General features: G+C 36.2%; 12 protein-coding genes and 1 other RNA gene. 9 read left to right on the top strand and 4 right to left on the bottom strand.

Going from position 1 to position 13,646, the window contains the following annotated elements:
- Window positions 1-2 precede the first annotated feature (2 nt).
- Both pepP and ACYUCW_RS06985 read right to left on the bottom strand, forming a co-directional pair.
- Complete coding sequence (gene pepP / locus ACYUCW_RS06990; RefSeq protein WP_046334650.1) at window positions 3-1,313, bottom strand: Xaa-Pro aminopeptidase; 1,311 nt, start codon at window positions 1,311-1,313, stop codon at window positions 3-5.
- Between the two features lie 53 nt (window positions 1,314-1,366).
- Window positions 1,367-1,951 (bottom strand): YecA/YgfB family protein, encoded by a 585-nt coding sequence (locus ACYUCW_RS06985; protein WP_004244047.1) that lies wholly within the window; start codon window positions 1,949-1,951, stop codon window positions 1,367-1,369.
- Window positions 1,952-2,127: 176 nt separating this feature from the next.
- Between ACYUCW_RS06985 and zapA the strand changes: the two genes are divergently transcribed.
- From zapA to ACYUCW_RS06955, 6 genes are all read left to right on the top strand, one after another.
- Entirely contained in the window at window positions 2,128-2,457 is a 330-nt protein-coding gene (gene zapA / locus ACYUCW_RS06980; RefSeq protein ID WP_460408314.1) for a cell division protein ZapA, read from the top strand.
- Window positions 2,458-2,567: 110 nt separating this feature from the next.
- Window positions 2,568-2,752: non-coding RNA, 6S RNA (ssrS, locus tag ACYUCW_RS06975), on the top strand.
- A 170-nt stretch (window positions 2,753-2,922) separates the two neighbouring features.
- Complete coding sequence (locus ACYUCW_RS06970; RefSeq protein WP_004250384.1) at window positions 2,923-3,540, top strand: 5-formyltetrahydrofolate cyclo-ligase; 618 nt, start codon at window positions 2,923-2,925, stop codon at window positions 3,538-3,540.
- Window positions 3,541-3,629: 89 nt separating this feature from the next.
- On the top strand, window positions 3,630-5,702 hold the full coding sequence (locus ACYUCW_RS06965) for a peptidase domain-containing ABC transporter (RefSeq protein ID WP_036895454.1): 2,073 nt from the start codon (window positions 3,630-3,632) through the stop codon (window positions 5,700-5,702).
- A gap of 5 nt (window positions 5,703-5,707) precedes the next feature.
- Complete coding sequence (locus tag ACYUCW_RS06960) at window positions 5,708-7,069, top strand: HlyD family type I secretion periplasmic adaptor subunit (protein ID WP_460408313.1); 1,362 nt, start codon at window positions 5,708-5,710, stop codon at window positions 7,067-7,069.
- 13 nt (window positions 7,070-7,082) lie between these two features.
- The gene (locus ACYUCW_RS06955; protein WP_163823028.1) at window positions 7,083-9,206 is read left to right on the top strand and encodes a type I secretion system permease/ATPase; all 2,124 of its coding nucleotides are present in this window, start codon (window positions 7,083-7,085) and stop codon (window positions 9,204-9,206) included.
- A 76-nt stretch (window positions 9,207-9,282) separates the two neighbouring features.
- Here the strand turns inward: ACYUCW_RS06955 and serA are convergent, their stop codons facing one another.
- Both serA and rpiA read right to left on the bottom strand, forming a co-directional pair.
- A complete protein-coding gene (gene serA / locus ACYUCW_RS06950; protein WP_163748239.1) occupies window positions 9,283-10,533 on the bottom strand; it encodes a phosphoglycerate dehydrogenase in 1,251 nt (416 codons plus the stop codon).
- Window positions 10,534-10,888: 355 nt separating this feature from the next.
- Window positions 10,889-11,545 (bottom strand): ribose-5-phosphate isomerase RpiA, encoded by a 657-nt coding sequence (gene rpiA, locus ACYUCW_RS06945; protein ID WP_004244058.1) that lies wholly within the window; start codon window positions 11,543-11,545, stop codon window positions 10,889-10,891.
- 160 nt (window positions 11,546-11,705) lie between these two features.
- Between rpiA and ACYUCW_RS06940 the strand changes: the two genes are divergently transcribed.
- The 3 genes from ACYUCW_RS06940 to ACYUCW_RS06930 all read left to right on the top strand — a co-directional run bounded on the left by ACYUCW_RS06940 (window position 11,706) and on the right by ACYUCW_RS06930 (window position 13,525).
- Window positions 11,706-12,605 carry a LysR family transcriptional regulator ArgP gene (locus ACYUCW_RS06940; RefSeq protein ID WP_004244059.1) on the top strand — a complete coding sequence of 300 codons (900 nt, stop codon included), beginning with the start codon at window positions 11,706-11,708 and terminating at the stop codon, window positions 12,603-12,605.
- 202 nt (window positions 12,606-12,807) lie between these two features.
- On the top strand, window positions 12,808-13,029 hold the full coding sequence (locus ACYUCW_RS06935) for a hypothetical protein (protein ID WP_004244060.1): 222 nt from the start codon (window positions 12,808-12,810) through the stop codon (window positions 13,027-13,029).
- Window positions 12,995-13,525, top strand: a complete 531-nt coding sequence (locus ACYUCW_RS06930) for a hypothetical protein (RefSeq protein ID WP_004248536.1) — start codon at window positions 12,995-12,997, stop codon at window positions 13,523-13,525. The genes ACYUCW_RS06935 and ACYUCW_RS06930 overlap by 35 nt, the downstream gene beginning before the upstream one ends.
- The last annotated feature ends 121 nt before the right edge of the window (window positions 13,526-13,646 follow it).

The raw sequence follows: 13,646 nt of genomic DNA, 5'->3' as shown, positions 1-13,646 counted from the left end.
CCTTAAATTTTTCCTGCCATCAGAGCTTCAATTTCATCAGGATCTTTAACAACCATAGCCGTTAAATTTTCATTACCTGTTTCAGTAATAACAATGTCATCTTCAATGCGAATACCAATACCACGATACTCTTGTGGTACATCTGCATCTGGCGCAATGTAAAGTCCTGGTTCAATAGTCAACACCATACCCGGCTCTAAGATACGATCGCGATCGGTGCCATAGTGTCCAACATCATGAACATCAAGACCTAACCAGTGACTTAAGCTATGCATAAAGAAGCGCTGATAGGCTTTTGTCTCAATGAGGTGTTCGATATCACCGTGCATAATGCCGAGCTTAACTAAGCCTTCCACCATGATATACACGACATGTTGAGTGACTTCTTTGATGCTTGTACCCGGTTTATACAATTCGAGGGATACATTGAGTGATTTTAAAACAATCTCGTAAATTTCACGTTGTTGACGGCTAAATTTACCATTAACAGGGAAAGTTCGCGTAATATCACCCGCATAACCTTCATATTCACAGCCTGCATCAATAAGGACTAAATCCCCATCACGCATTTTAGTTTCATTTTCAGTATAATGTAAGATACAACCGTTCTCACCACTACCGACAATACTGTTATAGGAAGGGAAACGCGCACCATGAGAGATAAACTCATGTTCAATTTCCCCTTGTAATTGATACTCATACATACCTGGCTGACATTTTTGCATTGCGCGAGTATGGGCTAACGCAGAAATTTTTCCGGCTTTGCGCAGTAATTCAATTTCAGCATCAGATTTAAATAACCGCAGTTCGTGCACTATTGGGCGCCAATCAATAAGCGTTTGTGGCGCTTTTAAATTACGGCGAGAGCCTTTTCTTAAGGTATCCAGAGCATTAAAGACGATTTCATCGGCAAACGCATATTCACCTTGGGCATGATAAACAATATCCAATCCATTGAGTAATTGATAAAGTTGCTCACCTACATCTTCGTAAGGTAGCGCTTTATCAACACCTAATTTTTCAGGGGCAGCTTCTTGCCCAAGACGACGACCAAACCAGATTTCCGCGGTTAAATCTCTAACCCGATTAAACAGTACGCTATGATTATGTGTTTCATCACTTTTAATCAACACAAGGATAGCTTCTGGCTCACTAAATCCGGTGAGATACAAGAAGTCACTATGTTGGCGATAGGGATATTCACTATCAGCATTGCGTTGTGCTTCTGGCGCAGCAAAAAAGATAGCTGCACTTGCTGGTTTCATCTGAGCTAATAATGCCTGACGACGGGATAAAAATTCTTGCTTATTCATACCCACTCCTATCCTTTATTGATCTTTTGGTTATCTAATTAATAAGGCAATTATTAATGTAATGTCCGTTGTTCATCTTGTTTATCATTTTCTGTTGTTGTCTCTTTTGAGGCGACAAAAGTGATATAGCACAGCTGAACAGAGACTTTGACATATTCTGTAACTTCTTCGAGTGCATCTTCAAGCTCTTGTTGATTTTCATCTTCTTCATAGCCTAATGCACCAATATTACGCAAATCAGTGATAACTTCCGTCAACTCTTTATGCTCAGATAACTTAGGTTGTGCAACACCTAATCCTAATAGAAAATGATTAACCCACCCTGCAAGGGCATCAGCTCGAGGAAAAACAGATTCTGCATCGTCAGGTAACAGCATAGAAAAATTAAATACGCTGTCATCAAGTTGCTCATGAGTGACGTGATAAAGTGATTCAAGGGGTTCTGATAACGATTTAGGGAACGCTAAGCCCTCATTAGTCAGTTCATGTAACAAAGTTTTCCAACTATTGTCATGTACTGCTCCACAAATAAACCCAGTAATTAGGCCATGCATCTCTGCGGCAGTTAAAGGCACGGCATGTTGTTGTAATAATGAATCAATTGCTGAGTAATCTGGTAATGTGTTTTGTATTGACATAAGAATAAACGTCGCATTTAGGGGAATAGTTCAAGATATGCTACCATCAATAGAACGCACTGTACCAGTTAAGCTATGTTAAACATTGGAATTTTTGCAGTAATAGCGTTTAATACTGCCTTATAACCGTATACACTACTAAACACGTAGCACAGATTTTATGTCAGGAAGGAATCATGTCCGCACAACCCGTTGATCTTCAAATTTTTGGGCGCTCATTACGTGTCAATTACCCACCAGAACAAAAAGATGCTTTACTGGCTTCTGCTGCTGAACTTGAACAACGATTACAAGATCTCAAAGAACGCAGTGGTGTTTCCAATACTGAGCACTTAATTTTTATCGTGGCATTAAATATGAGTCATGAGTTGGCAGAAGAAAAGTTAAAAACGAGAGACTATGCCTACAATATGGAAGAGAAAATAAAAATGCTACAACAATCTATTGAACAAGCTTTACACGATCAAGGCAAGCACCATGATCGCACTTTTTCAACATCAAAGTAGATTTGTTCAGAAAGCATGCGCACACCACGAAATTAACAGATAATAGGTTGCTTTCTACAATTAAAATAATACAATAGTTCATAGATAAGGTGCTTAACAGCACCCACCTAATTTCTCTGAGATGTTCGTCAGTGGGTAAGTCCCCTGAGCCGATATTTCAAAAAAAATAGAATGTGGTGATCTATTACTTGTGAGCATACCTGATTCGTTCAGGCAGCCTAATGGTGATAGCACTATGTTCACCTTGGACCACGGGTTCAAGGGTTACAGCCTACAACGGCATCTTGGAGACCCCAATTCAAGTTCTAAACACTGAGTACTGATTAAGTATTTAATGTTTAGAGCTTTTTTTATTTCTTTTGCCCCTATCTTTCTTGGCTTTTCTCTTTTTTACCTCTAAAATGTAATAAATTCATAGAAGTGATATATTTTTATTCATACTAATTCCTTGCTGATGGATTAATCATGACACAACCCCCTGTTTTCCAGCAAAGAGATCAGATACGTAAAGCTATCCGCCAAAAACGCCGTCAACTTACTGTGGCACAGCAGCAAGATGCTGCACATAAACTCTCTGAACGGGTACTCCATCATCCCAAAGTCAAGCAAGCTAAAACAATTGCCTTATTTCTCTCTTTTGACGGCGAGATTGATACTACTCCCCTAATCACTCATTTATGGGATTTAAATAAACAGGTTTGTCTGCCCGTATTACACCCTTTTCATCGCCATCATTTACTTTTTTTACGTTACGCTCCCACCACGCAGTTAGTGAAAAATCGTTTTAATATTTTTGAACCGCCACTCAATGTGAATAACATTATTCCAATATCTGATATTGATATTATCTTTACGCCACTGGTTGCCTTCGATGAAAGCGGTCAACGACTCGGTATGGGCGGAGGTTTTTATGATAGAACATTAGAAAATTGGCAACGGCAGTCATTTTATCCTATGGGACTTGCTCACACATGCCAACAAGTTCATTCGTTACCGAGCGCAGATTGGGATATACCGTTACCTGAAATTATTACACCTGATAAAGTATGGCGTTTTAATGAACAACTGATACAGAGAAATTAAGACGAGCTTTTAACGCTATCTTTGTTTTTTTATATTATTATCTTATTTTATAAGGTTAAATCTCTATTTTTAACCACATTGTATTTAATATGAAAAATAGAGAAAGTACGAAATTTATAAAAAGCATTAATATCATTCTTAATCTTTCGGGAAAACAATTAGATAATACAAAACCAAACATTAATAAATACGATGATACTATCGCATCATTAGAAAAAAAACATGCTTTTAAACTAAAGAAAAAAAACATTCATTATATTTTTAAAAAACAATTACACTACCCTATGATTTTTTTAGATCGTTCTAAAAATATATTTATTCTTTTAAAATATAACAATAATGAATTTCTAATTTATAATCTACAAACTGACAATATGGAGACATGGAATAAAGAGAGATTAATAAATAACAGTATAAATCACTATTACTATCTGGACTTTGCAGAAAAGCATTTTTTTGATATCACTTGGTTTGTCCCAACCTTTATGAAATATCGTATATTATTTCAAAGTGTATTATTTTACTCGTTAATTCTTCAACTGCTAGCACTTGCCTCCCCGATTATTACGCAAATAATTATGGATAAGGTAATTATCCATCAAGCCCTATCCACGCTTGATGTGTTAATAATAGGTCTTATTTTTGTCGCCGTTTCAGAATCTGTATTAAAGGGGATAAGAGAGTATATTTATCATCATACAGCAAATAAAATTGATATGTTGCTAAGTTTGAAATTAACTAATCATTTATTCAAACTTCCTATCAGTTATTTTAAATCTCGCCAAACAGGTATTATTGTTACACGAGTAAAAGAGCTTGATATCATTCGAGAGTTTATAACAAAAACCTTATTAATGTTATTGGTTGATTTCTCATTTATCTTTATTTTCCTATTTGTTATGGCTTATTTGTCATTAAAGTTAACATTAATCTTTCTTGCCACCATCCCACTCTATTTTATCTTAGCTAAATTAATTGCCCCTAAAATAGAAAAAACCGTACAACAGCTTTATCAATATTCAGCAACAAATAGTGCTTTTTTAACAGAAACCCTAGGAGGTATAGAAACAATAAAAAGCCTTTCATTAGAACCACGTTTTACACAACAGTGGCATACGCAAATCCATCAACTGACTAATGAAAATTTAAAATTACAAAATATTGATAACTTATCGCAATACATTGTTTCATTTTTACAAAAAATAACGACAGCGATACTTTTATGTCTAGGTGCTTTTGAAGTCATTTCACTTGCAATGACAATAGGTCAACTCATTGCTTTTAATATGCTATTAAACCACTGTCTACAACCTTTAAGTTCTGCAATAGAAGTTTGGGGAAAGTATATCCGAGCCAAAACGGCTATTTATAATTTACAAGACATTCTTAATCTCCCAATAGAGCAAGAAAAAGCCAATAAGAAAATGACCTTACAAGGTGAAGTGAGTTTTGAGAATGTCAGTTTTAGTTATCAACATGATGCCCCCCCTGTTGTAAGGCAAATTTCATTTAGAATAAATAAATATGAAACTATTGGTATCGTCGGGACGTCTGGATCAGGGAAAAGTACATTAGCGCGCATCATCGCAGGGCTTTATATCCCACAATTAGGTCAAGTTAAGCTTGATGGCATTCCGGTTTGTGAAATTCCCCCCGCAGTATTACGTCAACAAATAGGGTTTGTCTTACAAGAGAATTTTTTATTTCATTTAACCGTGCTCGACAATATCCGTTTAACGCAGCCATCAGCCTCATTAGATGAGGTTATTCATGTAGCTAAATTAGCAGGTGCTCATGAGTTTATTTTAAAACTTCCTTTAGGGTACGACACACTCATTGCTGAAAATGGCAGATCTTTATCTGGGGGACAATGCCAACGTATTGCAATTGCTAGAGCCTTACTCTCATCCCCTAAAATTTTAATTTTTGATGAAGCTACCAGCGCATTGGATGGTGAGTCTCAAGCCATCATCGAAAAAAATCTTCCCCTTATTACCCAAGATAAGACCGTCATTATGATTGCTCATCGCCTTTCCACAATAAAAAACTGTGACCGCATTATTGTATTAGAAAAAGGCCAGATAATTGAAGAAGGCAAACATAATGAATTGATTAGAAAAGATGGCGCTTATAAGAAACTTTGGCAACATCAACAAGGATAACAATGATGAAATCAAAAATAAAACAAATGATTGCTCACTACTTTAAAACTAAAAAAGAGCCTAAAAACTATGATTTTTACCCTAATCATATCACCGTACTTGAGAAACCGCCGACACCTTATAGTCGTATTATTGCAATAATAATTTCATTAAGTGTGATTATATTTTTACTCTGGGCATATATAGGTAAATTAGATGTGCTTTCTTCAGCTATAGGAAAATTAGTGGTTTCAGGTTATTCGCAACAAATTCAAATTTATGAACATAGTCGCTTAAGCGCCATTCATGTAAAAAATGGCCAACAAGTTACCAAAGGAGAAGCGTTATTAACACTTGATATTTTAGGTGTTGATGAGGAGATTAATAATCTAAAAAATAAGATAGAAAATCTATTATTACTAAAAATTCGTTATCAAGCATTAGGTCAAAACACCCGACCTGATGCAATTGATGATTTTAATTTACTAAATAAAGAAAAAAAAGAAGCGATTCTATTAAGTTATCAAAAAGAAAAGGATGAATTTGATGCTAGTATTAATCACATTAACTCTGAAATAGAAACCAACAATAAAAACAAGCTTCTTACTCACCAAGAAATCAATTCATTAAATGAATTAAAAAACAATATTGAAAAACGTTTTAATATAAAGAAAAAACTCTATGATAAAAAAATCATTAGTACCATGGAGTTTTTAGAAAATAAAAAGGAGTTATTAGAAATTAATCAAATCATTAAAAGAAAATCATCAGAACTGGTTATTTTATCCAGTCAAGAGCAACAATATATAAAAAATCGCGATAAATTAGAAAAACAAAAACACCTAGAGTGGCATGACAAATTTAAACAATATGAAAGCGAAGTTTTTATTTATCAACAAAATCTTTATCATGTTCAGAAACGTCAACAATTAAAAATTGTTCGTTCTCCTGTTACAGGTACAGTACAACAACTCGCTGTTCATACCCTAGGAGCCGTATTGCAACCTTCACAAGCGGTGATGGTGATAGTGCCCGATACTCAGCATAATGTTGCTGAGGTGAATATTCTCAATAAAGATATTGGTTTTATCTATCCGGGTCAAAAAGCGGTGATTAAAATTGATGCCTTTCCTTATACCCGTTATGGCACCATTGAAGGTACCATTGTCAATATAGCAAAAGATTCCATACAACATGAACAATTAGGCTTAGTTTATCCCGTCCTGATTGAACTTGATAAGCAAGTAATGGGTGAAGATGAAGCACAATATAAACTGGCTACAGGTATGTCTTTAGTTGCCGATATAAAAATTGAAAAACGTCGAGTGATTGATTATTTACTCAGTCCAATAGAAGTTTATCAACATGAAGCATTAAGAGAAAAATAATAGCGAGATATCTATGAACTATATAACTGAAAATACGCCATCTCTTCATCCTTCAATTATTGATGGGCTTATTTATTTTTCAAAAAAAAATAAAGGAACATTAAAAAAAGAGCAGCTTATTCATTTTTTAGGTAATGATGACAATCTCTCTGAATTAAATATCATAGAAGCCGCTCAACAACTCAATTTAAAATGCGAATTTTCATTTTTTAATAGTGAAAGTGAGTATAAAGATAAAATAATTATTGATACACTTATCGAAATTAATGGTTATTGGTATATTCTAAAAAATAGAATAAGTGATAAATTAATTATTATTGACCCAAGCACTAACACAGAGAGTCATTATCATATTGATAAAAAAATCACTTATACCACACTGCTAATTATTAATAAGATATTTACCCCTAAACAGAGCAAGTTTAGCTTAATGTGGTGCATTCCATCACTATTAAAACAAAAAAAATCATTATATTTAATTTTTATTTTATCTTGTTTTATTCAATTATTTGCTTTAGTTAATCCAATTATTTTGGAAAAAATTATTGATAAGGTATTAACAGGAAGAAGCCTCTCTAATTTGCAAGTTTTAGGGGTACTCCTCGTGCTGCTTGCTATTATAGAGCCTATCTATCTTTTATTACGAGATAAACTTTATGCTTTTGTTTCTTGTACCCTAGGTGCCGAATTCTCAGGGAAAATTTATCAACACCTCATTCGGCTACCCAGTCAGTTTTTTAATCAACGTCAATCTGGGCAAATTATTGCTCGTATTCAAGAGCTTGCTCATATTCGCCAGTTTATTACTGGCTCTGCGTTGATGATGGTACTGGATTTTATTTTTATTATCGTATTTCTTTCAGTAATGTTTGCTTATTCCGTATTATTAACTTGGATAACCATAGCAGCATTAGTCGTTTACTTTTTATTTTGGCTGATACTTGGCCCCATGATCCGTTATTGGGTTGAACAAGAGTATCAAGCAAATGCTGATAATACGAGCTTATTAACAGAGGCTATTAATGGTATAGAAACCATAAAAATAACAGCAACAGAACATCAATTTATTGAAAAGTGGCAATATAAACTCACTAATTATATCCTTAAGCGTTTTTCAGCGGCCAAAAAAGCGTTATTTGCTCAGCAATTAATTGGGGCTATTCATAAAATTACTATGGCAATTATCTTGTGGCATGGTGTTAATCTGATTATGAAAGCGCAATTAAGTGTGGGCGAATTAGTGGCTTTTAATATGTTTGCCGCCCATATTACACAACCTATTTTACGTTTAGCCCAACTTTGGCAAGATGTTCAACAAACAGGCATCTCTATACGTCGTATTGGCGAGATCGTTAATACTCCCACAGAGCATCAGCATCAAGGACTTGCTACTGTACCTAATATTGCAGGAAGTATAGTATTTTCTCATGTACGCTTTCGTTATACAGCCAATACTCCAGATGTGATTGAGCAACTCTCTTTTTCGATCCCCGCGGGCAAGTTTATTGGTATTACAGGACCCTCGGGTTCAGGGAAAAGTACTATCACACGTTTAATTCAACGTTTTTATACTCCTCAACAAGGCCAGATTTATATTGATGGTATGGATCTCGCCATTGCCAATCCCCTTACTTTACGCCAATCAATTAGTGTTGTTTTACAAGATAATTTTTTATTTAGTGGCACTATTATGGAAAATATTCGGTTATCAAAACCCGATTGTAGTGAAGAAGATATTATTGAAGCGAGTAAATTAGCCGGCGCTTTTCATTTTATTACTCAACTCCCTGAGGGATTTAATACACAAGTGGGTGAAAGAGGTAGTAATTTGTCAGGAGGACAGCGTCAGCGTATTGCGCTAGCAAGAGCACTTTTACCTGATCCACGAATTCTTATTTTAGATGAGGCAACATCGGCGTTAGATTATGCCTCAGAAGCGGAAATTTTAGCCAATCTTCCGGCTATTTGTAAAAATAGAACGGTAATTTGTATTGCTCACCGACTTAATGCTATTTCTATTTCAGATTATATTTATGTTATTAATAAAGGTCGTATATTAGAAGAAGGTACACATAGCGATTTATTAAATAAGAAAACACTTTATCAGCAATTGTGGCAGCAACAGACACAGCAATAAACCGTGATAAGTAATGAACCATAAAAATAAAGGCTCTAATTATTGAGCCTTTATACTTAATATAAAAATAGCGATATTAGTACAACATACGAGCACGAATGGTACCCGGTAGTCCTTTTAGTTTCTGCAATACTAACTCAGCTTGTGCTTTCGTTTGTGTAGTAACGTCAATCACTACATAACCCACATTCCCAGCTGTACGTAGATATTGCGCAGCAACGTTAATATTTTCTTCTGTAAATACGTTATTGATACTATTCATAATACCCGGACGGTTTTCATGAATATGCAGTAAACGGTTTACATCATCACCATGACTAGGCAATGATACTTCAGGGAAATTAACCGCAGATAATGTAGAACCATTATCAGAATATTTAGCTAACTTACCAGCAACTTCATAACCAATATTTTCTTGGGCTTCTTGGGTTGAACCACCAATATGTGGCGTTAAGATCACATTATCAAATTTAATTAATTCTGATACAAAAGGATCGTTCGTATCGTTATTTGCCCCCGGCTCCGTTGGGAAAACGTCCACCGCTGCACCTGATAAATGTTTACTCTCTAGCGCTTGTGCTAATGCCGGAATATCAACCACAGTTCCACGAGAGGCATTAATAAGAATAGCGCCTGGCTTCATTCGTAATAGCTCTTCGTGACCAATCATATTTTTTGTTGATGGCGTTTCTGGCACGTGTAAGCTAACAATGTCACACATATTCAGCAGTTCGGATAAGTGGCGAACTTGGGTTGCATTTCCTAAAGGAAGTTTGTTTTCAATATCATAAAAATAGACATCTAAACCAACACTTTCCGCCAATATCCCTAACTGGGTGCCTATATGACCATAGCCAATAATCCCCAGTTTTTTACCTCGCGCTTCAAAACAGCCTTTAGCTTGTTTATCCCAAATACCACGATGGGCTTTAGCATTAGCTTCTGGAATACGACGCAGTAATAACAGTAATTCCCCTAACACCATTTCAGCCACGGAACGAGTGTTTGAAAAAGGTGCATTAAAAACAGGGATCCCACGACGGGCAGCCGCATCTAAGTCAACTTGGTTAGTACCAATGCAGAAGCAGCCTACAGCAACTAATTTTTCAGCGGCTGCAAAAATTTCTTCTGTTAAGTGAGTGCGGGAACGGATCCCCACAAAGCGTGCATCACGGATAGCTTGTTTTAATTCTTCTCCCGATAATGCACCTTTATGATATTCGATGTTGGTATAACCTGCTGCTCTTAAATTCTCTACCGCACTTTGGTGTACACCTTCCAATAGTAGGAACTTTATCTTTTCTTTTTCCAAAGATACCTTGACCATTTACCCTGCCCTATTTGTGTTACATGAATAAAAACGAAATCCTGTTTCACCAACATAACAAAAATAGATTTTGAGGCAATACAACCGATTGCACTGTTGACAGAATAAGCGATAGATAAAGTGATTTTCTACCGAGCAAAATGATTTTGACAATAAAAATGGCAGCATTTTAAAGAGAGATATCTCTATCGTGTGATATATATCACTGAATTTATGGTTTTCAAAATAATTTGCAAAAAGTCATCATTCTGATTATCTAAGGGGAAAGATAAAAGAGAGTGGGAAAACAATATAGTTCTCCCACTCTCTTTAAGAGGATGTTGTTATCTCTGACTAGAGATACAATTTAATCGTGTTATTTAATGGTTTTCACACCTTCAGAAGTCCCCATTAATACAATGTCTGCTCCGCGATTAGCGAAAAGCCCGACAGTGACCACCCCTGCAATACTATTAATTTTATTTTCTAGCTCGATAGGGTTCAAAATAGTGAGATTATAAACGTCTAAGATCACGTTACCATTATCCGTCACGACGTTTTCACGATATTCAGGTAACCCACCTAATTTAACCAGCTCGCGAGCCACATAAGAGCGAGCCATTGGGATAACTTCAACAGGCAGAGGGAATTTACCCAAAACATCCACTTGTTTTGATTCATCGACAATACACACAAAGGTTTTTGCCACCGCTGCAATGATTTTTTCACGGGTTAATGCCGCACCACCACCTTTGATCATCTGCATTTGATGGTTAATTTCATCAGCACCGTCTACGTAGATATCGAGCGAATCAACTTCATTACAGTCAAAAACGGGAATGCCATAGCTTTTTAGTTTTGCCGTTGAAGCCTCTGAGCTAGAAACTGCCCCTTCAATTTGACCTTTCATTGTTGCAAGAGCATCAATAAAATGAGAAGCCGTAGAGCCTGTTCCAACGCCCACGATAGTACCCGGTTTTACATATTCAAGGGCGGCCCAACCTACTGCTTTTTTTAATTCATCTTGAGTCATTTACAAAACCTTATTTTTCACATTTATCGAATAAGAATAGCATAGTGCCCATAAAATCCGCACAAGGTGTATCAAAATTTGAGACACAACATTTTAACTCATAAAAACTAAAAATATGGCATAGTACACAGTAGAACATAAAATCAAAGAGAATCTGTCAATGAAACGTCCTGATTATCGGGCCCTGCAAGCCCTTGATGCCGTTATTCGAGAGCGTGGTTTTGAACGAGCCGCACAAAAACTATGTATTACGCAATCTGCCGTTTCACAAAGAATAAAACAACTTGAGAATCTATTTGGACAACCTTTATTAGTACGTACGGTTCCGCCCCAACCCACAGAGCAAGGGCAAAAGCTACTCGCATTACTGCATCAGGTCGAAATGTTAGAAGAGCAGTGGTTAGGTGATGAAAATAGTGGCTCGACGCCTCTTTTACTCTCTTTAGCTGTCAACGCGGATAGTTTAGCTACTTGGTTATTGCCTGCTTTGCACCCGGTATTAACACAACTTCCTATCCGGCTTAATATTCAAGTAGAAGATGAAACTCGTACCCAAGAGCGATTAAGACGTGGTGAAGTGGTTGGCGCTATCAGTATTCAGCCTCAAGCATTGCCTAGCTGTCTAGTCGACCAATTAGGCGCATTAGACTATCTTTTTGTGGCATCCCCTGATTTTGCCCAACGTTATTTTGCTAATGGGGTCACTAAATCATCTCTGTTAAAAGCCCCCGCCGTCGCATTTGACCATCTTGATGATATGCATCAGGCTTTCTTACAGCAAAACTTCGGTTTATCTCCCGGTAGTGTGCCCTGCCATATTGTTAATTCTTCCGAAGCCTTTGTTCAGTTAGCTAAACAAGGCTCAACATGTTGTATGATCCCTCATCTACAAATTGCCGATGAGCTAAAAAGTGGTGAATTGATTGATTTAACGCCAGGATTATGCCAACGCCGCATGTTGTATTGGCACCGTTTTGCCCCAGAAAGCAGAACGATGAGAAAGGTAACGGATGCGTTACTTGATTATGGTCGTAAAGTGCTTAAGCAAGATGAAGAGTAAAAAGTAACGTTGATGATGTTGTTTCTTGATCAATATTATCGCTATTCTTAGAAAGGGATTTAACCAGTGTGTTCCATCAACCGGTTTAACTCACAGTGAGGAGTTGATGTTTTCCTCTACCGGAAGAAGCAAATTTAAGTTTTATTGGCATTTAACGGGCATAATATTGTATAATAAATGAACATAGGAAAAGGAGATTCAGATGAGCACTTTTATTCGTCGAAGTCGCAACGTTGCTCTAGCCATTGATGCTGGACGTAAAAGTGGTAGTGCTAACATAGAAGGTAATACCCCTGCTGATATTCAAGCCAGCCTGCTGAAAAGCTTAGGTGAGTTTACTGCATCTATTCCAACTACAAAACAACAACCTTACGTGAAAGGATCTCACGGTGCCAATCATAAAAAAACCTATTTCGGGCGTTGATCTCCGTGCAAGTTTTTATTTGACTTCCCAAAGTTTAGGATATCCTTCAAATAAACAGGCAATATTAATGGCTGATATTGCCACATTAATAGCTAAATGGAGGAATGGCTTAGAGGTCGAAATTTATACGGAAAATTATGAATTTAGATATGGTAGGATTAAGTCTTCACGTTTTAACGCCTCTGGTGAGGAAAGCGTATATTATGCAACTTACTTTCATACTCGTGCCAAGCCAAAGGACAATGATCCATTTCTAATAATTACTTTTGATCCCGTTGTTGGACAAGACGATTTTATGTTCATTGAGACCATTATTGATCATAGAACCTATTTTGGTTCACCGGGTGCAAGTAAAACTAAATCTCATATTGAAAGACGGTCATCTGATTTAAAACGCCGCATTGAAAATGGAAAAAAAATTAGTTCCGAACCTTCATCTTCAGTTCAAAACGTTAATAAAAATAACAATGATTCGCCTGATCAAGAAAATAAGTAAAGATGCTTTTTATATATGTAATATTTTCTGACATAAAATCATTTTAAAATATAAGCTTAATAACTGCTTTTCGCACCCAAAAGAACTATCAAATCAGATCCTGCGCTATAACATAGATGTA

The sequence above is a fragment of the Proteus sp. MB838 genome (genome assembly GCF_054767435.1).
The sequence above is the reverse complement of the archived record's forward strand: the minus strand, read 5'-3'. Positions and strand labels throughout refer to the sequence as shown.

What these genes read in the sequence shown, in the direction of transcription:
- pepP (WP_046334650.1), bottom strand. Translation starts at nt 1,313, where the DNA reads ATGAATAAGCAAGAATTTTTATCCCGTCGTCAGGCATTATTAGCTCAG.
- ACYUCW_RS06985 (WP_004244047.1), bottom strand. Translation starts at nt 1,951, where the DNA reads ATGTCAATACAAAACACATTACCAGATTACTCAGCAATTGATTCATTA.
- zapA (WP_460408314.1), top strand. Translation starts at nt 2,128, where the DNA reads ATGTCCGCACAACCCGTTGATCTTCAAATTTTTGGGCGCTCATTACGT.
- ACYUCW_RS06970 (WP_004250384.1), top strand. Translation starts at nt 2,923, where the DNA reads ATGACACAACCCCCTGTTTTCCAGCAAAGAGATCAGATACGTAAAGCT.
- ACYUCW_RS06965 (WP_036895454.1), top strand. Translation starts at nt 3,630, where the DNA reads ATGAAAAATAGAGAAAGTACGAAATTTATAAAAAGCATTAATATCATT.
- ACYUCW_RS06960 (WP_460408313.1), top strand. Translation starts at nt 5,708, where the DNA reads ATGAAATCAAAAATAAAACAAATGATTGCTCACTACTTTAAAACTAAA.
- ACYUCW_RS06955 (WP_163823028.1), top strand. Translation starts at nt 7,083, where the DNA reads ATGAACTATATAACTGAAAATACGCCATCTCTTCATCCTTCAATTATT.
- serA (WP_163748239.1), bottom strand. Translation starts at nt 10,533, where the DNA reads ATGGTCAAGGTATCTTTGGAAAAAGAAAAGATAAAGTTCCTACTATTG.
- rpiA (WP_004244058.1), bottom strand. Translation starts at nt 11,545, where the DNA reads ATGACTCAAGATGAATTAAAAAAAGCAGTAGGTTGGGCCGCCCTTGAA.
- ACYUCW_RS06940 (WP_004244059.1), top strand. Translation starts at nt 11,706, where the DNA reads ATGAAACGTCCTGATTATCGGGCCCTGCAAGCCCTTGATGCCGTTATT.
- ACYUCW_RS06935 (WP_004244060.1), top strand. Translation starts at nt 12,808, where the DNA reads ATGAGCACTTTTATTCGTCGAAGTCGCAACGTTGCTCTAGCCATTGAT.